19 protein-coding genes and 2 pseudogenes are annotated in these 20,045 nt (G+C 67.7%); 13 read left to right on the forward strand and 8 right to left on the reverse strand.

Annotated elements, in window-relative coordinates:
• Positions 1–105 precede the first annotated feature (105 nt).
• The 5 genes from OIE40_RS11120 (at position 106) to OIE40_RS11140 (ending at position 5,181) form a co-directional block, all read left to right on the forward strand.
• A complete protein-coding gene (locus OIE40_RS11120; RefSeq protein WP_264701759.1) occupies positions 106–426 on the forward strand; it encodes a nucleotide pyrophosphohydrolase in 321 nt (106 codons plus the stop codon).
• On the forward strand, positions 413–2,137 hold the full coding sequence (locus OIE40_RS11125) for a DNA/RNA helicase domain-containing protein (protein ID WP_264701758.1): 1,725 nt from the start codon (positions 413–415) through the stop codon (positions 2,135–2,137). The genes OIE40_RS11120 and OIE40_RS11125 overlap by 14 nt, the downstream gene beginning before the upstream one ends.
• Positions 2,138–3,304: 1,167 nt before the next feature.
• Complete coding sequence (locus OIE40_RS11130) at positions 3,305–3,700, forward strand: OsmC family protein (RefSeq protein WP_264701757.1); 396 nt, start codon at positions 3,305–3,307, stop codon at positions 3,698–3,700.
• Positions 3,701–3,869: 169 nt separating this feature from the next.
• Entirely contained in the window at positions 3,870–4,295 is a 426-nt protein-coding gene (gene trxA / locus OIE40_RS11135; RefSeq protein WP_105187390.1) for a thioredoxin, read from the forward strand.
• A 94-nt stretch (positions 4,296–4,389) separates the two neighbouring features.
• Positions 4,390–5,181, forward strand: a complete 792-nt coding sequence (locus OIE40_RS11140) for a nucleotidyltransferase domain-containing protein (RefSeq protein ID WP_264701756.1) — start codon at positions 4,390–4,392, stop codon at positions 5,179–5,181.
• Positions 5,182–5,189: 8 nt separating this feature from the next.
• On the opposite strand, the gene OIE40_RS11145 is transcribed toward OIE40_RS11140, so the two are convergent.
• The 3 genes from OIE40_RS11145 to OIE40_RS11155 all read right to left on the reverse strand — a co-directional run bounded on the left by OIE40_RS11145 (position 5,190) and on the right by OIE40_RS11155 (position 7,722).
• Entirely contained in the window at positions 5,190–5,837 is a 648-nt protein-coding gene (locus OIE40_RS11145; protein WP_264701755.1) for a hypothetical protein, read from the reverse strand.
• Positions 5,838–5,954: 117 nt separating this feature from the next.
• On the reverse strand, positions 5,955–6,842 hold the full coding sequence (locus OIE40_RS11150; protein ID WP_264701754.1) for a fructose bisphosphate aldolase: 888 nt from the start codon (positions 6,840–6,842) through the stop codon (positions 5,955–5,957).
• Between the two features lie 640 nt (positions 6,843–7,482).
• Entirely contained in the window at positions 7,483–7,722 is a 240-nt protein-coding gene (locus OIE40_RS11155) for a hypothetical protein (RefSeq protein ID WP_264701753.1), read from the reverse strand.
• Between the two features lie 53 nt (positions 7,723–7,775).
• Between OIE40_RS11155 and OIE40_RS11160 the strand changes: the two genes are divergently transcribed.
• Both OIE40_RS11160 and OIE40_RS11165 read left to right on the forward strand, forming a co-directional pair.
• Entirely contained in the window at positions 7,776–8,162 is a 387-nt protein-coding gene (locus OIE40_RS11160) for a hypothetical protein (protein ID WP_264701752.1), read from the forward strand.
• Positions 8,163–8,286: 124 nt separating this feature from the next.
• Positions 8,287–8,784 carry a DUF427 domain-containing protein gene (locus OIE40_RS11165; RefSeq protein ID WP_264701751.1) on the forward strand — a complete coding sequence of 166 codons (498 nt, stop codon included), beginning with the start codon at positions 8,287–8,289 and terminating at the stop codon, positions 8,782–8,784.
• A gap of 55 nt (positions 8,785–8,839) precedes the next feature.
• Here OIE40_RS11165 and OIE40_RS11170 read toward each other — a convergent pair whose 3' ends face one another.
• Complete coding sequence (locus OIE40_RS11170) at positions 8,840–9,427, reverse strand: DUF2231 domain-containing protein (RefSeq protein WP_264701750.1); 588 nt, start codon at positions 9,425–9,427, stop codon at positions 8,840–8,842.
• Between the two features lie 282 nt (positions 9,428–9,709).
• On the opposite strand from OIE40_RS11170, the gene OIE40_RS11175 reads away from it, so the two are divergent.
• Positions 9,710–10,099 carry a hypothetical protein gene (locus tag OIE40_RS11175; RefSeq protein WP_264701749.1) on the forward strand — a complete coding sequence of 130 codons (390 nt, stop codon included), beginning with the start codon at positions 9,710–9,712 and terminating at the stop codon, positions 10,097–10,099.
• Between the two features lie 342 nt (positions 10,100–10,441).
• Here the strand turns inward: OIE40_RS11175 and OIE40_RS11180 are convergent, their stop codons facing one another.
• The 3 genes from OIE40_RS11180 to OIE40_RS11190 all read right to left on the reverse strand — a co-directional run bounded on the left by OIE40_RS11180 (position 10,442) and on the right by OIE40_RS11190 (position 14,576).
• Entirely contained in the window at positions 10,442–12,256 is a 1,815-nt protein-coding gene (locus tag OIE40_RS11180) for an alpha-amylase family glycosyl hydrolase (protein WP_264701748.1), read from the reverse strand.
• 140 nt (positions 12,257–12,396) lie between these two features.
• On the reverse strand, positions 12,397–13,938 hold the full coding sequence (locus OIE40_RS11185; protein ID WP_264701747.1) for a sensor histidine kinase: 1,542 nt from the start codon (positions 13,936–13,938) through the stop codon (positions 12,397–12,399).
• Positions 13,935–14,576, reverse strand: a complete 642-nt coding sequence (locus OIE40_RS11190) for a response regulator (RefSeq protein WP_264701746.1) — start codon at positions 14,574–14,576, stop codon at positions 13,935–13,937. Before OIE40_RS11190 ends, OIE40_RS11185 begins: the two co-directional genes overlap by 4 nt.
• A 318-nt stretch (positions 14,577–14,894) precedes the next feature.
• Here OIE40_RS11190 and OIE40_RS11195 point away from each other — a divergent pair, with 318 nt between their 5' ends.
• The 5 genes and pseudogenes from OIE40_RS11195 (at position 14,895) to OIE40_RS11210 (ending at position 19,274) form a co-directional block, all read left to right on the forward strand.
• On the forward strand, positions 14,895–15,320 hold the full coding sequence (locus tag OIE40_RS11195) for a hypothetical protein (RefSeq protein ID WP_105184565.1): 426 nt from the start codon (positions 14,895–14,897) through the stop codon (positions 15,318–15,320).
• Between the two features lie 112 nt (positions 15,321–15,432).
• Positions 15,433–15,765, forward strand: coding sequence for a hypothetical protein (locus OIE40_RS11200; RefSeq protein ID WP_264701745.1), 333 nt, complete (start codon positions 15,433–15,435; stop codon positions 15,763–15,765).
• A gap of 569 nt (positions 15,766–16,334) precedes the next feature.
• Positions 16,335–16,895, forward strand: a complete 561-nt coding sequence (locus tag OIE40_RS11205; protein WP_413774483.1) for a type IV toxin-antitoxin system AbiEi family antitoxin domain-containing protein — start codon at positions 16,335–16,337, stop codon at positions 16,893–16,895.
• 44 nt (positions 16,896–16,939) lie between these two features.
• Positions 16,940–17,808: pseudogene (locus OIE40_RS17040) on the forward strand (nucleotidyl transferase AbiEii/AbiGii toxin family protein).
• Between the two features lie 159 nt (positions 17,809–17,967).
• Positions 17,968–19,274: pseudogene (locus OIE40_RS11210) on the forward strand (ISL3 family transposase).
• Here the strand turns inward: OIE40_RS11210 and OIE40_RS11215 are convergent.
• Complete coding sequence (locus OIE40_RS11215; protein WP_264701743.1) at positions 19,246–19,962, reverse strand: DEAD/DEAH box helicase; 717 nt, start codon at positions 19,960–19,962, stop codon at positions 19,246–19,248. The pseudogene OIE40_RS11210 and the gene OIE40_RS11215 sit on opposite strands and share 29 nt — an antisense overlap.
• Positions 19,963–20,045: the final 83 nt, after the last annotated feature.

The raw sequence follows: 20,045 nt of genomic DNA on the forward strand, positions 1-20,045 counted from the left end.
CCACTTCCCAGCGAACGCCCTGCGAGCCGAGCTTGGCCAGCCTGACCACGCCTCATTTGGACGCCCCCAAGACCGCGTCCCGGCCGCGATTGCTAGGCTCCGGAAATGCTCGACGACCGCGTCCGCGAGTCCCTGCGTGCCTTTGTTGCTGAGCGTGACTGGGCTCAGTTCCACACGCCCAGCAATCTGGCCAAGAGCATCGCGATCGAGGCCGGAGAGTTGCTCGAGTGCTTCCAGTGGAACGACGATGCCGACCTGGAGCAGGTGCGCGGCGAACTGGCCGACGTCCTCACTTACTGTGCCCTGCTGGCCGATCGGCTCGGACTCGACCCGTCCGAGATCGTCCTCGACAAGCTGGCCGTGACCGGTGCGAAGTACCCCGCTGACCAGGCGCGCGGCAGGAGTGATCGCTATGACGTCCTTTAGGATCGAGCACCTCACGTTCGACAATCAGGCTGTCGCCGCCTGGCAGCCGATCGACATCGCGCATTCAAACTGGCCCGTGGTGTACGCACTCAACAGCGCCCGCGAAATCTACATCGGCGAGACCCTGGACGCCGCTGGGCGCTTCCGCCAACACTTGGGCAAGCCCACCATGGCCCCGCTTCGCACCATTCGCGTGGTGATCGACGATACGTTTAACAAGTCCGTCTGCCTCGATCTGGAGTCGTTCCTGATCAGGCTTCTGGCGGGCGAGGGCCACTTCCAGGTTCTGAACGCCAACGCGGGCATCACCGATCGCAACTACTACGACCGGAACCGCTACCAGCAACTCTTCGGCGACATCTTCGACGAACTGCGCAGGGAGGGGTTGTTCCAGCGCAGCATCAAGGACATCGAGAACAGCGACCTGTTCAAGTTGTCGCCGTTCAAGTCCCTCAGTGAGGACCAGGCGCTGGTCGTCCTGGACATCATGGAAGGCTTGTTCGACGATCTGGAAGCGGGTCGTAGGCACTCCATTGTCATTCAGGGGGATCCCGGCACAGGCAAGACGATCGTCGGCATCTTTCTCATCAAGCTGCTGCGGGACATCCAGACCGCCGATCTGCACGACGAGTTCTACACCGAGTCGGTGTTCTCAGACTTCTTCCTGCCCGATTACGCCAGCCTGCTGAAGGACTGCCGCATCGGTCTGGTCGTGCCCCAGCAGTCACTGCGCGACTCGATCAGGAAAGTGTTCCGACAGACACCCAAGCTGGCGCAGCCCATGGTGCTGACACCGTTCGACGTCGGCAAGAGCGACGAGGAGTGGGATCTGCTCATCGTCGACGAGACGCACCGGCTGAATCAGCGCGCCAACCAGTCTTCCGGCATGCGGAACCGCGACTTCGGGCTGATCAACCAGAAGCTGTTCGGCGCCGACGACTACAGCCGGACGCAGCTCGACTGGATCGAGGCCAAGAGCCGCTACCAGATCTACCTGTTGGACTCGGCTCAGAGCGTGCGCCCGGCCGACCTGCCGCCCGCCCTCGTCGCCTCCCTGATCGACATGGCTCAAGCCGACCAGCGGCTGTACCGTCTGCACTCCCAGATGAGAGTCCGGGCCGGCAGCGACTACGTGGGGTACGTACGCGGGGTTCTGGACGGCAGTGTCACCGTGCCCCAATCCTTCGGCGACTACGACCTGAGGCTGTACGACGACTTCGCGGCGATGCAGCACGCCATTCAACGTCAGGATCGACGCCACGGCCTCGCGAGGTTGGTGGCGGGGTTCGCCTGGCCGTGGGCGAGCAAGAGGAACAAGGCGGCTTACGACATCGAGCTGGACGGCGTTCGACTGCGGTGGAACAGCACAGACAAGGACTGGATCAACTCCAAGGGGTCGCTCAACGAGGTCGGTTCCATCCACACGGTGCAGGGTTACGACCTCAACTACGCCGGCGTGATCATCGGCCCTGACCTTCGCTTCGACCCCGTCACTGGCCGGACGACCTTTCACCGCGAGTCGTACTTCGACGCCAAGGGCAAGGAGAACAACCCGCGCTTGGGCAGGACGTACACGGACCAGGAGCTGCTCGGCTTCGTGCGGAACATCTACTCGGTTCTGCTGACGAGAGGGATGCGGGGAACCTACGTATACGCGGTGGATCCCGCACTGCGCGAGCACCTGCGCCGCTTCATCCCTGCTGCTGCGTGATGCCCGTCGCTCGGCGAATCAGCGACGCATCTCGAGCTCAAGCGGGCGATCGCGCTGGCCATTCGAAGTATCGGCTGCCGCGCCGTTCTCGAAGCAGTTCCAGCCGGAGAAGACATGGGAGGGTGGCGCGCGGATGTGCTCGGCATCTCGCCGACTGGCCGTCGAACTGGCGTTCGAAGCCCAGCTCGCCGAAATGACAGTCGAGGAAGGTCTCGGCGCACCGATCGCTACGCAGCCGATGGAGTCGGGTGCGTGGGGGTGTCGTCCAAGGAACGCGTCCTGGATGTCCGCGTTGCCGAGCTGTCATGTGCTTACCGCGGACGGCCCGCTCACTGCGGACCGGGGGCTGGCCCGACTGGTCACGAAGGGGCCGCTTGCACGGTGGGAGCAGGCGAGCCCGTCAAGTTTCACAAGGTCGCACGGTGGGAGCAGGCCGAACCCGTCAAGTTTCACAAGGTCGCACTAGGACTTCTCAACGGCCGGATTGAGGTGGTGAGCGACCACAGCTACGCCGAAACCTCGGGTGACCGCAGCCGTTTCATCCGCGACGCCGTGCTCGTGGTTGGGGCTGAAGACGTCCGGCGACTCGCGTCCCTCAGGGCGGCAGAGCGCGACGCCAAGGCCAGGTTCCGCGGGTCGCACGAGTCGCACGAGAGAACTCGCCTCGACCATGCTCGACACTCAGCCAACCTCACGGCGCCATACGAACGCCACACCGCGTGTTTCAACAGGCTCTTGCACTGGCGGCCTCCGATCTCGGGTGCAGAGAGATCTGCCTTGGGGTACCGCGAAGCCTTGGGATGGCGTCTTTCCCACACCATTGAGGTTGGCTCGCGGCTCAGATGCAACGGCTCGTGCCGCCGTCCTGTTGGCTCAACCAGCGGGAAGCGAGGCCCGTCTCTGGGCGGTTGTGTGCCCAGTGGCCGGCAAGGCGACTCCTGCGCTCGGCCGGGGTTGGCGGCGACGCGGCGTTCGCGTTCTCGTCGAGTCTGTGGGCGAGGCCCGTAGGGTCGCGGACAGCCTGGAGTGGTCAGCGTCGGCACTCACAGTCGTGTCCGGAACTGAATCAGGAGGGGACGACAACGCAAGCACCGATCGTCGGAGACGTCTGAGACTTCGCGAAAATGCCGATTGTTCCAGACCAGGGGCCGTGGCAGTCTGCCGACCATGACCGACTTCTCCGTCGAGTGCGCGGCCGGCAGCCTGCGCTCCTTGTCCGAGTCCGCGCCGGTGGCTCACTTCGCGCATCGATGGACGGACGGTGGCGTGGACGTGAGCGCCGATTTCACCGGCGCCCATTTGCTGCATCTGTCCGTCGCCGCCTGCGTCCTGAACGACCTGTATCGCGAGGCCGACAAGCGTGGTGTCATTCTGGACGGTGTCCGGGTAACAGCCTCCGGTGGCTTCAGCGACGACTGGGCGTCCACGGGCATCACTTACCGGGTTGACGTCGACTCCCCCGCAGAGGTCGCAGTTGTCGATGAACTCGTCGCGCTGGTGGACGAGATCGCCGAGATCCCGCGCGCGGTCCGTGCCGGTGCCGGCGTGCAGCGCACAGTCTGACTTGGCGCTCGGGTTCTCCGGTTCGGCGGGCCGCCCGGACGAGCCTGCCTGAGAGGGTTAGTCCCGCCTCAGCCCGGCGAGCAACAGTGCCACCGCGGCTCTCGACGACGACCGGATCGCAGACGACGCCGAATCGGGACACCCACTGGTCGGGGCTATCGTGGTCTGCATGAGTGCCCGTGTGGTCGCCTGCCCGTCGTGCGGCACCAAGAATCGCGTTCCCGTGGCCGGCAAGGGGCGTGCGCAATGCGCCTCGTGTCACACCTCCCTGCCCTGGCTGGTGGACGCCGGCGATGACGACTTCACCGCCGCCACCGAGACCGGCCAACTGGTGCTCGTCGATCTGTGGGCGCCCTGGTGCGGCCCGTGCCGTCAGGTCGCCCCCGTACTGGAACGCCTCGCCACGCACTACGCCGGACGGGTGAAGGTGGTCAAGGTCAACGTCGACGACAACCGCCGTATCGCCCAGCGCTTCGACGCCAGCAGCATTCCCACCCTCGTGATGCTGCGTGACGGCAGGCCCGTGGCGCGCCTGGTCGGCGCCCAACCCGAGCCTGTGCTCAAGGCCCGCATCGACGCGCTGCTCGCGCCCTGACTCCTCGCCCCTGACTTCGCTGACCAATCGCGCCTGACTCGTCGCGCCCTGCTTCAACGCGTCTTGATTCAACGCCACGCCAGTACCCTGACCCATGACCCAGCCCGACAACGTCGAATACGGTGACCGCGAGGTCGCGCTACCCAATGAGATTCTTCGTAGCGTGGTGGGCAGCGGCGTGCACGGCATCGCCATCGAGGGCACCGACGACCACGACGAGATGGGCGTCTACATCGAACCTCCCGAGTACCTGCTGGGCGTCGAGCGACACCGCGACGACTACATCTGGCGCACCCAGCCCGAGAGCGTCCGCAGTGGGCCGGGCGACACCGATCTGGTCATGTACAGCCTGCAGAAGTACCTGCGGCTGGCGATCAAGGGCAATCCGACGGTGATGCTGCCCCTGTTCGCACCCGAGCAGTCACTGGTGGTGCTGACGCCACTCGGTGAAGAACTGCGAGCTCTGCGGACGTCGTTCCTGTCGCGCCTGGCCGTCGAACGCTTTCTCGGCTACATGCGCAGCCAGCACGAGCGCATGCTCGGACAGTCGAAACGCAACGTTCCCAACCGTCCCGAACTGATCGTCAAGTACGGCTGGGACGTCAAGTACGGCAGCCACGCCCTACGACTGGCCCATCAGGGCTACGAGATCGCCGGCACCGGCACCCTCACGTTGCCGATGCCGACCCGCGAACGTGAGCAGGTGCTAGCCGTGAAGCGCGGCGAGGTGCCCCGCGACGAGGTGTCGCGCGAGATCGGACGGCTCGAAGCCGCCGTCCGCGACCTGCTCGACACCGGCCGGACGCCCGTGCCCGCGACAGCCGACTACACCCTGATCTCTGCCTGGGCGGTCAACGCGCAGCGCCGGCACTGGCGTTGGGTGTAGGTCGGCGATCAGCGGCGAAGGAGTAGCCGTGCGATGGTCGCCTTCTCTTCAGGGGTGCCCCATCGGCCGGTCGCCTGTTCCAGCACGTTGAGGGTTGGGCGTGACCCGTGCCACAGGGCCAGGTCGAGGCGTCCACCTGGGTCGTGCCAACCCAGGTCGCGGTAGATGGGCGTCGCGGCGTCGTGATGCTGCCGCCAACTCTGCCCCGCCGCGGTGACGAGCAGAGCCAGCAGACCTGCATCGCGCTCGAACTCGCGGCCCAAAGGGAGCCGAGATCGAATGTGGCTCAGCAGGCCCACCGGATCGTCGACCACCTTCTGCCCGGCCTTGGTAACGCTGAGCACACCCTTCGACTTGCGCACCAGGCCCAGTGCCGTGGCCGACTCGCGCAGGTGGTACACGGGCATCGTGTAGTCCTCGCGATTGCCTTTGCCGACGAACTCGATTTCCAGGTCGAGGTCGGCGACCAACCTCTCAACCACGGCGGGTGGCAGATAGCCGGCAGCCGTCAGCCTGAGCCGACCGCCGACCAGCCGCATGAAGTGCTGATACCTCGACACGGCACCCGCGATCAGCTCGGGCTCGGGCTCGACCCACCCTGCCAGCGCCCGATTGAGCAGACTCTGCAACCCTCTGGGCGACGAGATCGTGCGCACCACAACGATGGCTGGCCTTGCTGCAAGTTCGTCGCCGTGTGTGCCTCCTCACCCACGGGTCGACACATCGCTTTGGTTGCCCTGAAGGTCAGGCAGGTTCGACCGTCCGGCCCTGGTTCAGGTGATGGACGCCTCGTAGATCGACCCGATCGATGCGGCCAGCGTGGCGTCGAACTGGGCGTCGCTCTGATCGACCCGCAACCCCTCGGTGAGCGCCCGGCTGAAGCTGGCGATCACCCCGTGGTTCTGGGCCAGCAACCGGTTCGCCTCGTCGCGGCTGTACCCGCCCGACAACGCCACCACGCGTAGCACGCTCGGGTGGGCCACCAGGTCGGCGTACAGGTCGGGCTCGCTCGGAATGGTCAGCTTCAGCATTACCCGCTGCCCCTGCGGCAACGACCCCAGCCGGCTCAGAATGCCCTCGGTGACCAGTGCCTCGGCCTCGGCCTTGTCGGAGGCCTTGATGTCGACCTCGGGTTCGAGAATCGGCACCAGCCCGGCGTCGAGAATGCGCCGGCCCACCTCGAACTGCTGATCGAGCACCGCGTCGATGCCGGCTTCGTTGGCCGCCTGCACGAACGAGCGCATCTTGGTGCCGAACACGTGCTTGGAAAGGGCGTGTTCGAGCAGTGCGTCCAGTTCGGGCATGGGCTTCATCACCCGTGCGCCGTCGGCGGCCTCGGCCAGCCCTTTGTCGACCTTCAGAATCGGCACCACGCCCTTCACGTGCCACAGAAAGTCGGGCACGTCGATGCCGTCGATGTCGCGGTTCATGGTCTGCTCGAACAGAATCGCCGCCAGAATCTTGTCGCCGCTGAACGCCGAACTGGTGATGATGCGGGTGCGGTAGGCGTGAATCAGGTCGAACATCTCGTCGTCGCCCGAGTAACCGTCGGGTTCGATGCCGTACCGTTTCAGCGCACCCGGCGTGCTGCCACCCGATTGGTCGAGGGCGGCCACAAACCCCAGGCCCTGACCCATTCGCTCGTACTGTTCGGTGTTCATGGCTCCTCCTCTCACGTCGCCGCCGAGGGTCGCCACTGACCGTCGGTGGGGCCGTGAACACCTTCAACACTACGCCGAACGAACACACGGCAAGGCGCTTTCAGCCAGCCGTCACCCTCACCCCGCCGGTCGGTCTCGACAAGCACGACCAACAACCGGGTCGATCGGGCCCGTCCCACCACGTAACTGCCCTCGTGACACGTCGCTGCCTGCCTGCACGCGGGCGGTTACGTGCCACAAAGGCAGCTACGTGGCGAAACAGCACCAGATGGACGTCCACCGGCCCGGCAGCACACCACCCCCGACTCGGGTCACAAGATCCCGGCGTCCGCCGGGACGACGTGGTTCGTAGGCTGGCCTGGATCAGTCCGGCAAGGTAGGACAGGAGCAACCGTCGCTCAAGGCAACGGACGCGACCATGCGGGGGCCGACACGCTCGACCAAAGGAAGCTCCAAGCGGAGCGGGGCCGCCCCTGTCAGGGCGTGGTCGGGCGTTTGCGCACAGCGAGGCGCTAGCCGAGCAGTTCCGCAAGGGCGGGACAGGGGCGGCCCCGCTCCGCGGAACAGACGCAACCACGGGGGTCTCGACAAGCTCGACCAACGCCACGCTCGACCAACGACAAGCTCGACCAGCGATACGTCAGAAGTCCGCCGCTGGGCGGGTCAGCAGGTGATCAGCCGCGGCGGCGAGAAACGCCCGAAACTGCTCAGTCTGATCTGCCTGCTGGTGGCGCTGCTCACCGCCCTGATCAGCGGCAACGGGGCGGTCGCGGCCCTGATTCCGGTGGTGGTCGTGGTGGCTATCAGGGTGGGCATCGCTGCTGCAGATGCTCATGGCGCTGGCCTTCTCGGCGCACGCCGGCTCGCTGCTGGCGCTCACCGGCACAGCGGTCAACATCATCGTGAGCGAAGCCGCCGCCGACGCCGGGGCTCGTGCACCGCTACGACATCGGCCGCGCGACGGGGGTGGACGTACCCCGCGACCCCACCGATGCCGACGTCGTCGCCCAGGTGGTGCGAGACCTGGGGCTGGCTTGGACGGGCCCCGCGTTCGTTCTGCGGTTGAGCGGCACCGGCGTCGGCGAGTGGCAGGTGAGGGCAGGGACGCCTGATGACGCCGCCCTCGTGACCCTCGACTCGGTCGACTACCTTCGGCACCTCTCGGGCCGGGCCGTCAGCCCCGACCTGTTCGCCGGCACGCCCGAGTCGGTGCGCGGTCAGCTGCGAGACGCCCGGGTTCTGATCGCTGCTCACGCCAGCGCTGTTCACTCCCCCTCACTGGTCGAGCAGATGACGCGCGCCGGCCCTTTGCTCACATGAAAGCCGACGCCCTGGTCGGCGCCGGTGACCGGGCCGGACGGTTTCGACTCAGCTGGGCCTCCCCTCGGTTCATGGTGGGCGCGAACCTACTGCGGGGCGACGACGATTTCGAGATCATGGAGCGATGAGACCCCGTCGTGACGCATCCAAGCCGGGCCAGCGGTCGGTCTGGGACTTCCCTCGTCCACCGGCGTACGAGCAGTGGCACGAGCACGTCGAGGTGCGCTTCGCAGGCCGGACCATCGCAGCCACCGACGACGCGTGGTGCGTGCTCGAAACCTCGCACCCGCCCACCTACTACCTGCCGCTCTCGGCCTTCGAGCCGGGCGTTCTGCGCGAGGTGGACGGCGTCGGCACCGTCTGCGAATGGAAGGGTGCCGCCAGCTACTACGACGTGGTGGTCGGCGACCAGGTGGCCGCACGGGCCGCCTGGACCTACCGCAACCCCCGAGGCGACGCCGCCGTGCTGCGCGATCACGTGGCGCTCTACGCCCGTGAGATGGACGCCTGCCTGGTCGACGGCAGTCCGGTCACGCCCCAGCCGGGCGGGTTCTACGGGGGCTGGATCACCCCCACTGTGAGCGGGCCGTTCAAGGGGTCACCGGGCACGATGGGGTGGTGAGGGCTCTGGCCTCTCACCCGAGGCTCGCACCGTTGAAGCGCGAGTGGCGCGGGCGCTAGCCGTCGAACCTTCCCTTGGTGACACCCTCGGAATCGGACGGCCGGTCGTGCGAGGCGTACTTGCGCACCAGGCTCATGTGCCCGCCCAGCACTCCGCCGGCACTCAACGCCGCCGCAGCCACCCCGGTCAACGCCGCGGCCGCCGGCGACCAGCCCCGCCGCCGGGTCAGGTACGACAGCGCCGAGGCCACCGCCGCGGTGGCGTTGAGGCCCGCGTGGGCGATGCCGACCCGTTGGGTGCGTTCGTCGGCGTGCACCCACTCCGCCCAGCCGCTGAGGGCCGCCGGCGCCAACGTGACCCAGGCCAGCCCCATCAGCAGCCGCGACTGTGCCTGTGCCTTGCGGCCCTGCACCACGTCGAGCACCGCCGCCGACAGCACCGCACCGATCGGCACCTGCACCAGCACCGGGTGCAGTGCGTGACCCAGCGGACGTCCCCTCAGCGCATCGCTCACGGGGCCCTCGCCCAGCAGCGAACCCATCGGTTTCGCCATCTCTTCGGCCGCCCGGCCCAGGGATTCGCTCTGCTCGAGCCGCTCCATGAAGGCGGTGGTCGACGTTGTCGCTGCGTGCGCTGCGGGCATGGGTCCTCCTGAAGTCCGACTGGCCTCACGCTACGCCGCGCAGCACCGTTTGCAGCCATCCCTTGGGCTGTTCCGTCCGTTGGGGTGTTATCGCGCGTCGGCAGCGTTTTTCACCCCCTGGCAGGGGTTCATGCGGTGGCGATGGTGGCAGTATCAGGGTGAGCGTGCGAGGGGTGCGATGACGAACAGACTTGTCGCCGGTGCGGTTCTGCTGCTGTCGGCTGCGCGAGCAGGCCGGCGTCCGACGCTCCCGCGGTCGCCGTCGCCCATACCCGCGCGTCGGTGGCGAGTCGAACCCTCGCCGTTCGGCTCGAGCTCGACCTGCGCAGCACCGCCGCCTACACGCAGGTGATGCTGCAGACCAGCCGCGACGCGATCGCCGACGCCCAGCGTGAACTCGCCGTCGCCCCCGAAGCCGACCACGAGCGCTGGGCCGTGGCCACGCCGATCGTCAGCCGCGCGGCGTCCGAGGTCAGCGTTCTGGCGCGCACCGGAGCGAGCCGACTGACCGTAGACGATCTGACCCGGCTGAGCGACTGCGACGACGACGTGGTGATCTGCTGCGCCTCCGTGGACGCCAAACTGCTGACGTCCAGCTGCCCCAACCGGGACTTCACCAACGTGCGACGAAGGGTCTTTCCGTCGCACAGGGTGGACGTCGCCACCAGTTGAGGTAACGGGCTCACCTGAGTGAGGGACGACACCGTGGGTGCGGTGACCTACGCCGCAGGCGGCGCGGCCAAACCGGCGGTGCCCGCCGCAGCAGCGGCAGTCGCAAGCAATGTGGGCAGTGACATGGCAACTCCTTCATCAGACGTGGTCGGCGGCGCCACCTGCGGTGCACAGCGTCTGCGCCCGACTGTCAGAGAGCCGCCGTGGGTCTGTGATGCACCCCAAACAGGCTGCGACCCTCCTTCGCCGGCAGGTTCCACCGGCGTGCCGAGATTCGCCCCGCATCGAGCGGTCGGTGTGGACAAGCCCGGTGGTGGTTCGCCGCACCCCGGACGCCTTCCGTCAGGCGGCATCCTGCGAGTACACAAGTGCGCTGTAAGGGGCGATGGTGAAAGCGGCCGACGAGCTTTGCTGATCCCACGGTTCGTGCTCGGCGTGCAGGTCGCCGGCGTGAACGCAGCCGAAGTCGTGGCCGAACATCGGGGCGTCGGTGTTGCAGCGCAAGCGCCAGACACCCGGCCGCGGTAGGCCGACTCGGTAATCGCCGACCACGTGGGCGCTCAGGTTGACGGCCACGACCACGTCGTCGCCGGCACCGCCGCGCCACCAGCGGTGATACACCAGCAGCTTGCGCTCGCTGTCGACGCGCAGCAGCGCAGTGTGGGCTCCCCTGAGTCCGGCGGTGGTGCCGTTCAGGTTGCGTCGCAGCCCGATCAGCTGGCTGGCCAGGTGCAGGAACCCCGAATGCCGCTGGGCCTTGTCCCACCGCAGCGGCCTGCGGTCGTCGAACCACCCGTCCTCACAGAACTCCTGACCCTGAAACAGTAGGGGCATGCCCGCCGAGGTGAGCGTGAGGGCCAGGCCGAGGGCGGCTCGCTTGCGCGACGGCCACGAGTCGGCGGCGCCCGGGTTGATCGTCTCCGGTACCCGTGATCGTCCGTTGGCGACCTCGTCGTGCGACTCGGTGAAAACGACCCGTTCGTGGGCGGCGCGCAGGTAGTGCCCCGTGACCGCCCGGGCGACCGCAGCCACGTCGCGGTCGGCGTCCCACGGGGTTTCCAGCGCGCGCCGGACCGGATGGACGAAGTCGGCGTCCCACTGGGAGTGAAAACCCAGCCCGCCGTGCTCGACCGGCGCGGTGACCAGCGGGTCACGCTGCATGTCTTCGGCGATCAGCAGCTTCCACGGCTGCCGCGAGCGTAGGTCGGTGGTCACCCCGGCCAGGTAGCGGTGCCCGCCGGCGATGCGGTCCTGCGCACGGTGGGTACTGCCCCACCGCGACCGCACGTAGTTGGTGCCGTCGAAGCGCAGGCCGTCCACGCGGAAATCCTCCAGCCACATCCCCGCCGAGTCGCGCAGAAAGTTGCGCACCTCGCGACGGTCGTAGTTGGGCCGGGTGGCGCCCCAGGGCGTGAGGGCGCGGCGGTCGTTGTAGAAGTACTGGCCTCCGTAACCCCGGCGGTACGACCCGTCGAAGCGCCAGAGGTCAAGGTCGGTCGGGCCAAGGTGGTTGTGCACCACGTCCAGAATCACCGCGATGCCCCGCTCGTGTGCGGCGCGGACGAACCGGGCGAACGCGTGCGGGCCGCCGTAACTGGGTTCGATGGCGAACAGGTGGGACGGGTTGTAGCCCCAACTGCGCGGCCCGGCGAACCCGAAGGGCGGCATCACTTCGACCGCGTTGACGCCGAGCCGCCGCAGGTGATCGAGCCGGCCGATCGCCGAGTCGAAGGTGCCCGGACGGTCGTCCGCTGCGGCGAAGGTGCCCACATGCAGCTCGTAGAGCACCAGGTCGTCCCAGCCCGGCATCTCGAACGGCTGATCGCCCCAGTCGATCGCGCGCGGGTCGAACACCACCGCGTCGCCGCGGCTGTGGGTCACCTGCCGGGCGAACGGGTCGATGCGCCACCGGTACGGCCCACCCCGACGCAGCAGGAACTTGTAGTGCGAGCCGGCGTGGGCCTGCTCGACGAAGACCGACCAGGTGCCGGACCGTGCGTGGTCGGGGGCCATCGGCACCCGGCCCTTGGCGTGCCACCCGGAGAAGTCGCCGGTCACGTGCGCCGTGCGGGCGTTCGGCGCCCAGACCCGAAACGTCACCCCGCCGTGGTGGGGCACGGCGCCCATGCCGGCGTGCGGTGACGGGGCGATCGGCACGGTCACCACTGTACGCACGCATGCTGGGTTTGGTGTGAGCGACCTCATGGCGACGTGCCACCAGCGCGACGATGGTGATGGCAGGAAACTCACCACCCTGATCGTTGACTTCGGCCCCGGTCGATCACCGTGACCGGTTCTTACGCGGCGGCCGGCAGCACCGCGTGCACCCGCCAGAGGTTGCCTCGCCCTGCACCTGTCGGCCCGATCTCGGCATAGCCACCCAACTCTTCGGCACGCACCCCGATCGAGGTGCGTCCCATTCCTGCGGTGAGGTTCGTGTCGCCGGCCGGCAGCGGGTTGGTCACCGTCACGGCGACGGCCTGCCGGCCGACGTCGACCGCCACCCGGGCGGTTTCTCCCGGCGCATGGCGGTCGGCGTTGGTCAATGCCTCGCTGACGATCCGGTACAGCGCCAGCTCGACCGCCGGAGGCAGGTCCACGGTCGCGTCGGGGCACACCAGGTCCGCCCCGGAGCGTGCGGCCCTGGTGGCGATGGCCCCCCACAGGCCGCGCTGCTCCAGCTCCAGCGGCCACAGCCGATAGACGACCCGACGCAGCTCGGTCACCGCGACCCGCAGGTCGCTGCGGGCGGCGTCCAGCGAGTCCCTGGCGGCTTCAACGTCGGTGGCCAACAGGTTACGGGCCGCGTCCGCACGCATCACGGCGCCGGTGAGCAGCGGACCCAGACCGTCGTGCAGGTCACGGTGCAGGGTGAGCTGCTCCCGTTCCCGTACGTCTGCGAGCGCGGCCCGGGCGGTGCGAACCTCGGTGAGCAGTGCGCTCTCGCGCGCCAGCAGGCTGAGCGGCAATGCCACCAACTGCAGGGCGGTCCGATCGTCGCGGCGCAACTGTCGCTCACCGACCCGCAACGTGATCCGGAACGACAGGTCGTCGGGCGCAGCTGAGCCTTCGGCCGACGCGGGCTGGGTGCGCAGCGGAAGCGTCACGATGACGGAGCCGGAAGGCGCCGGCGAGACGCCCACCGCGAGGACCCGATCGCCGGCGACCAGCTCCATCCTCGGCAGTCGCAACTCGCGAGCAGCGTCGGTGAGGGCCGAGGCCACCACCTCGGTCTCGGCGCCGCGCCGATCGCCGACCAGCCAGGCCGTCGCGGCAGGGTCCAGGCGGCCCCCGTACAGAGCCCGGCCGACGGTGCGTCGCAGCAGCGTCAGCAGCGGTGCGTACAGCAGCACCACGGCCACCGCGGTCACGACGTGCACGAGCCGTTCGGCCTGCGGTGGCACGACCGTCAACAGCGCCGACACCACCGACGCGTAGAGGGCGATCACCACGATCACGGCCAGGGCGTGCAGCGCCAGCGAAGACGACGTCACCAGCACCATCGCGACGACCGCGATCGTGACCAACGTGCCGACGGCGGCCGCGATCACACCACCGGCCGGTACCACCTCCGGCGGGGCGAAGAAGACCGGAAAGGACGTGACGATGCCCGCCAGCAAGGCACCCCCGATCGCCAGACCGGCCCATTCCGACCCGCGCCACGCCGGCACGACGAGAACCACGACCACGACGGCGACCAGCACGGTCAGCACCGCCGCGGCCACCGCGGTCACCCCGAGCTGACCGGTTGCCGGGTCGGGGCCGATGTCGAGCGCGGGCACCAACGCCACCAGTGAGATCAGCACCGCCAGCACCAGGCCGATGCGCCGGATGATCATCGCCCGTACCCCGCCTCGCGAGCCCGCACGATCGCCTCGGCGCGGGTGGCGACGCCGAGCTTGAGAAAGATCGACGACACGTGGTTGCCCACCGTCTTCGCAGCGATCCCCAGGCCTTGCGCGATCGCAGGGTTGGACGCCCCCTGCGCAATCAGGGTCAGCACGTCGTGCTCTCGCACGGTCAACTCAGGCAATGACTCGCCGGCCGGACGGCGGGTGACCCGTCCCAGCACGTGTTCGGCGATCCGCGGGGCCAGCACCGCCGACCCGCCGGCCACCGTGCGCAGAGCACGCTCGATCTCTTCGGGCTCCGCGCCCTTGAGCAGGTAGCCGCGCGCGCCGGCGGCGAGGGCGTCGGCGACCAGTTCGTCCTCGTCGAACATCGTGAGAACCAGCACTGCGGTGCCGGGCAGGTCCCGCCCGATTCGCCGTGCGGCCTCCACGCCGTCCACGTTCGGCATCCGCAGGTCGAGCACCACCACGTCGGGACGCGACAGCAGTGCCTCGCGAACCGCCTCGGCGCCGTCCGACGCCTCGCCGACGACCTCGACGTCGGCGAGCGTGCTCAACAGCGCGACCAGACCGCCACGCACGATCGGGTGATCGTCGGCGACGAGCACGCGAATGGGAGTTGGCATGGCGGCATTCTCTCCCGCCGGACGGCCGTCGCTGTAGGGGCCGGCCCCCAGATGAGCCGGGAAGATGTCCGGGCGGTTCCTCTTCGTGCCCGTTGGTTGAGCATGTCGAAACCCGTTGCCACAGGCTCTCGACGGCCCGACACGGGTCTCGACAAGCTCGACCGACGGCGTGGGGTGGGCGTCCCGGTTCGGCCGGGCGATCAACCCGACAATCACCCGGCGGATCGCGGTTCAGCCCCCTGGGTGTGGGACGCCTGCCGCAGCAGGCTCGTTGTCGGGCCGAACCGCGGTCCGACCGAACCTGTGAAGGAGTCAACCATGGCCACCATCAATCCGGCGATGCCCGCCCTCGCCCCGGCTGTTCCACGCCGTCCCGTCTCGCTGCGGATCGGCCTCGCGCTCGCGGCCGCCTTCACCGTGCTCAACGCCATCCCGGCTGTCTCGGAGATCGGCCTGGACGGATCCGCGTGGGACATCCTGGTGATCTTCCTCGCCATCTACTGCCCGTTGACGGCGTTGGTGACCCTGGCGCTGGTGCCGCTGGCCTGGAACGGCCGGCGCCGACCCGCCCAATGGGTGGCGGGCATCCAGGTCGCTTCCATCCTGACCCTGTGGCCGCCGTTCGTCCTGGTGTTCGTCGACGGATTGCCGCTGATGGCACCGATCAGCGCGGGCGTCAGCTACCTGCTCGCCCTGGTGGCCGCCTGGCTGATCCTGCGCGGAATGCGCGCCTCCGACTCCTGAGGGAAGCCCTGATGGCTCCACAGCCCGGCCAAGTTGGGCTTCGATCACCACTTACGAGAGGTCGGTGATGGACGCGGCTCGCTATCATCGCCGTCGTCTGAAGGAGCCTGCCGTGTCATTGAAGAACCATGCCGCTGCGGCGTCCGCCGGCGCCGTGGCGGCCAATGCGGTGCCGCACCTGGCACACGCGGTCATGCGGCAGCCCTTCCCCACGCCGTTCGCCGATCCGCCGGGACGCGCGGATTCCTCCCCGAGGCTGAACGCGGTGTTGGCGGGCCTGAATCTCGCCACTGCTGCCTGGTTGGTGGCCACGCAACGGCGCCGGCTCGGTCGACCGTCGTTCTGGCTGGTCGCGGGCGCGTCAGGGGTTGCGGCCGCATTCGGTCTCGAGGTGTACTTCCGAAGCCTCGATCACCACGTGATCCCCCAGCGGTCGTCGCCCTGACCTGGTGGGCCCTCCTGGGATCGATCCCAAGACCCGCGGAGCTTGATCGCCGAAAGGTCGGGCACCACCCACCGGCTCATGGGCGCGCCGACGGACAGACCCGCGGCCGCTACTGCACCGCTGGCGCGCTCCTGCGCGAACGGATGCAGAGGCTCCGCGACCAGCGCGTGGCTTGAAAGGACCCCTACCCGGGGCTCACCTCCGAGATCCCCGCAGAGGCTGCGCAACACGGGATCTGGTAGACCGCCTCAAGCAGTGGCCAGGTATGCCTCTGCCCAGAGATTCCGGCGTTCGCTGGAGTGACGGAGCCCTCGGGGGCACCAGTCCGTTCTAACCCTGAGAAAGGTCTCGACAAGCTCGACCGACGACTGGTGGGCCCACTGGGAATCGAACCTAGAACCCGCGGATTAAAAGCACGCGGAGAACTGGGTTTTGGCTAGGTAACCTACGGTCGCGTAATCCCCTCGTGCAACAGTCGTGCGACAGAACAGCACCACCGAGGTTGTCGCTGACTGTCGACAGATGCGACTATCTGTCTACACTTGGTTACCATCGCTGAGGAGGTCGGGATGAACACTGTGACGACCAAGAACGCTGCCGCCCATGGCACATCGAAGGCACAACTGGCGCGCGGGGCAAGGGCGGGTCGCTACGAACGCATCGCACGCGGGATCTACCGCCCCACGGACGCCGAGGCCGCCGACCTGGACTGGATCGAGGCGGCCGCCCGGCGCCCCGATGCGATCATCTGTCTGGTGTCGGCGCTGGCCCATCACGGCCTGACCGACGAGATCCCCACCACCCTCGACGTCGCGCTCCCCCGCGGATCCCGCATCCCCGCGACCGCCGGCGCGATCACCTGGCACCTGTTCGACAAGTCGACCTTCGACGTCGGCCGCGAAGAGATCCCGATCCCCGGCACCGACGGCCTGACGATCGGCATGTACAACGCACAACGATGTATCGCTGACGCATATCGCCTTCGTGGCGAACTGGGGTATGAAACGCCGACCGCGGCCCTGCGCGTCTGGCTGGATCGCGGCGGCCAGCCGGCGGAGTTGATCTCGGTGGCCACCAAGCTTCCTCGAGCCAAATCGCCCCTCCTGCAAGCGCTCCAAGCACTGACCTGAACGATCGAGTCCCGTGATGCCCGAGACGCACGAAGGGAACCCCCGTGGCCGGCGCTAGCGATTCCGCAGACGTCCGCCGAACCGACGCCGCCGGCATCGATCGGTGCACAGCCGTTCGGCGGTCGAGCGAGCAGGTTTTCAACGAGTTGCAGCGCCTCGCCCGCGCCGACGGCAGAACCACTGGTAGGCCTGTCGCCACCCAGGCCTATCTCACCCGTCACATTCTCGAATCGTTCCTGGCGCGCCTGGCGATCACCGGGCATGCCAGGCAGTTCGTCCTCAAGGGCGGCCTTCTGATGGGCGCCTACGCAGTTCGAAGGCCCACCAAGGATGTGGACAGCAATGCGATTGGTGTTCGCGTCAGTGAGGAATCGCTCACCCGGATCGCACGAGAGGTGGCCGCGCTCGACGTAGCCGATGGCGTTGTGTTCGATGCCGGCCGGCTCACGCTGGGGACCATCCGTGAGCAGGTGGGCTATCGCGGTATCAGACTGCGGATGCCGGCCACGATCAGTAGCGCCCGGGGCGAGCTCGCCTGGGACGTATCCAGTGGCGACCCGATCGTGCCGCCTCCCAGGTTGATCGAGCTTCAACGGGTTCTCGGCGACCCATCCCGATCTGGTCCTATGCCCCAGAAACAGCCATCGCGGAGAAGGTCGTCACACTGCTCGAGCGTGGCATCACCTCCACCCGCTGGCGCGACTACGTCGACATCGTCCAACTCCATCGAGGGCAGCGAACCGATCCCGCGGCTCTCCGTGAGGCCCTGGAGGCGGTGGCTCACTATCGGAATGTGGAGCTGCGCGCGGTCGAGACCGTGGTCGACGGCTATGGCGCGGCGTCCCAGGCGAAGTGGGCAACCTGGCGCCGAAAGAACGGTGCGCAGGATCTGTGCGAAGGAGCTTCTGGATGACCAGATGAGGCTCATCGCGCACGCGTTGAACCCAATGCGGCTCATCACAAACGAGGGTGTGGCGGGGGTGTGATCGACAGCGGCGCGTCGGTGTGCGGGTAGGGGTCGAGGTCTCCCGATGATGGGAGTTCTCACACAACCCGTCTGGAAGACCTCGACGTGCCTCACGCTACCTTCGCTTGCCCTGACCTGACCACGTTCTGCCGCGTCGACGAACTCGGTTTGGTGGTGGTCGGGCAATGGCTCGAACCTGGCCGGGCGGTGCTGGCTTGCCGGGTCGTCGAGCCCGACCAGTGGTGCCACCGTTGCGGTTGCCAGGGCACGGCGTGCGGCACGGTGGTCCGCCGGCTCGCCCACGAACCGCTCGGGTGGCGACCCACGATCCTTCAGGTCACTATCCGCCGGTACCGATGCACTGGGTGCGGACACGTATGGCGGCAGGACACCACGAAGGCCGCCGAGCCGCGGGCGAAGCTGTCCCGGCGCGGGCTGCGGTGGGCGCTGGAGGGCATCGTGGTGCAGCACCTCACCGTGGCCCGGATCGCCGAAGGGCTGGACGTCAGTTGGAACACCGCCAACGACGCGGTGCTGGCCGAAGGGAAGCGGGTGCTGATCAACGATCTAGGCCGGTTCGAGGGTGTCACCACGATCGGGGTCGACGAGCACGTGTGGAGGCACACGCGTAAGGGCGACAAGTACGTCACCGTGATCATCGACCTGACCGGGCCACGCACCGGCAACGGTCCAGCCAGGCTGCTCGACATGGTCGAGGGCCGCTCCAAGAGCGTGTTCGCCACCTGGCTCGCTGAACGCGACCAAGCCTGGCGAGACGCCGTCGAGGTGGTCGCGATGGACGGCTTCACCGGCTTCAAGACCGCCACCAGCGAGGAGTTGCTGACGCGGTCGCGGTGATGGACCCCTTCCACGTCGTCCGCCTCGCCGGCGACGCACTCGACAAGTGCCGCCGCCGAATCCAGCAAGACCTCCACAGCCACCGCGGCCGGGCCGGCGACCCGCTCTACTCCGCCCGCCGCACCCTGCACACCGGGACCAGCCTGCTCACCGACAAACAGAAGACCCGGCTCGATGCCCTGTTCGCCAACGATGACCACGTCGCCGTCGAGGTCACCTGGGCCGCCTACCAGCGAATGATCACCGCCTACCGCAAACCCGACCCGACCCGCGGCCATGATCTGATGAAGCAACTCATCGGCAGCCTCAGCAGCGGCGTCCCGACCGCGCTCGTCGAACTCCGATCGCTTGGCCGGACCCTGAAACAGCGGGCTGCTGACGTGCTTGCCTACTTCGACCGGCCCGGCACCAGCAACGGCCCCACCGAAGCGATCAACGGCCGCCTCGAACACCTCCGCGGTTCCGCTCTCGGTTTCCGGAACCTCACCAACTACATCGCCAGATCGCTGCTCGAAACCGGAGGTTTCAGACCCCAACTACACCCTCGATTGTGAAGAGCCAGCAAACCCCGCCGAAGTAGTCGGTGAGGATCGCGTCTCCTCCGTCACCGCGTTCTAGCGTCGCTGTCAGACCCAACCGCCACGCATATTCCGGACCAAGAGCCCGTGCGAAAGACTCCGCTCCGTACCGGTGGCACTCGTCGGCCACCAGCAGCCCGGGCTGCGAGCGTGACAGCACTGCTCGGTGGATGGCTGACTGCACCGTGGTCACCATCACCTGCCACGAGCTCTCGTCACCGATCCGGGTCGACACATGGGCAACCGGCAAGAGCTCACGAAGGCTGTTCACCCACTGCTGCTGCAGCACGAGAGTTGGCACCATCACAACCGCGCGGACGCCCGACTCCAGTGCCTCGGCAATCGCCGCAATGCCAACCCGCGTCTTGCCGGCTCCGGTCACCGCCTGTACCACGCCGCACTGCCGCAGATCGGACCAGGCATCCAAGGCGTCACGCTGCCACGGAAACAAGCTCAGGCCGGGATCAGAGGTTGCAGCGGGCGGCGCTGCCATTGACTGCTTCAGCCGTTCCAACTCATTGAGACGTTCCTGGAGACGAACTATCTCGTCGTCGATGCTGAGGTCATCCAGCACGGCAGTGGGCTCGGTTGGGAATTGGTGTCTACGGCGACGCGGGGCCATGGAATGGTCTTTGACTTTCTCAAGATCGAACGGCTCATTCATGGTGCCATGTGCTTCCGACAGTCTCCGCCTGAACCGATGCATCAGTCGTTCAGCGACGCCGCGTTGCCGGTAAGTTGAGCAGA

The organism is Micropruina sonneratiae (assembly GCF_025972045.1).
GTDB classification, from domain to species: domain Bacteria; phylum Actinomycetota; class Actinomycetes; order Propionibacteriales; family Propionibacteriaceae; genus Micropruina; species Micropruina sonneratiae.

Excerpts from the sequence above, each read along its gene's own strand:
- OIE40_RS11150 (WP_264701754.1), bottom strand. The coding sequence starts at position 6,842 with ATGAACACCGAACAGTACGAGCGAATGGGTCAGGGCCTGGGGTTTGTG.
- OIE40_RS11205 (WP_413774483.1), top strand. The coding sequence starts at position 16,335 with ATGAACACTGTGACGACCAAGAACGCTGCCGCCCATGGCACATCGAAG.
- OIE40_RS11120 (WP_264701759.1), top strand. The coding sequence starts at position 106 with ATGCTCGACGACCGCGTCCGCGAGTCCCTGCGTGCCTTTGTTGCTGAG.
- trxA (WP_105187390.1), top strand. The coding sequence starts at position 3,870 with ATGAGTGCCCGTGTGGTCGCCTGCCCGTCGTGCGGCACCAAGAATCGC.
- OIE40_RS11215 (WP_264701743.1), bottom strand. The coding sequence starts at position 19,962 with ATGAATGAGCCGTTCGATCTTGAGAAAGTCAAAGACCATTCCATGGCC.
- OIE40_RS11125 (WP_264701758.1), top strand. The coding sequence starts at position 413 with ATGACGTCCTTTAGGATCGAGCACCTCACGTTCGACAATCAGGCTGTC.
- OIE40_RS11195 (WP_105184565.1), top strand. The coding sequence starts at position 14,895 with ATGGCCACCATCAATCCGGCGATGCCCGCCCTCGCCCCGGCTGTTCCA.
- OIE40_RS11185 (WP_264701747.1), bottom strand. The coding sequence starts at position 13,938 with ATGATCATCCGGCGCATCGGCCTGGTGCTGGCGGTGCTGATCTCACTG.
- OIE40_RS11130 (WP_264701757.1), top strand. The coding sequence starts at position 3,305 with ATGACCGACTTCTCCGTCGAGTGCGCGGCCGGCAGCCTGCGCTCCTTG.
- OIE40_RS11190 (WP_264701746.1), bottom strand. The coding sequence starts at position 14,576 with ATGCCAACTCCCATTCGCGTGCTCGTCGCCGACGATCACCCGATCGTG.
- OIE40_RS11140 (WP_264701756.1), top strand. The coding sequence starts at position 4,390 with ATGACCCAGCCCGACAACGTCGAATACGGTGACCGCGAGGTCGCGCTA.
- OIE40_RS11165 (WP_264701751.1), top strand. The coding sequence starts at position 8,287 with ATGAGACCCCGTCGTGACGCATCCAAGCCGGGCCAGCGGTCGGTCTGG.
- OIE40_RS11170 (WP_264701750.1), bottom strand. The coding sequence starts at position 9,427 with ATGCCCGCAGCGCACGCAGCGACAACGTCGACCACCGCCTTCATGGAG.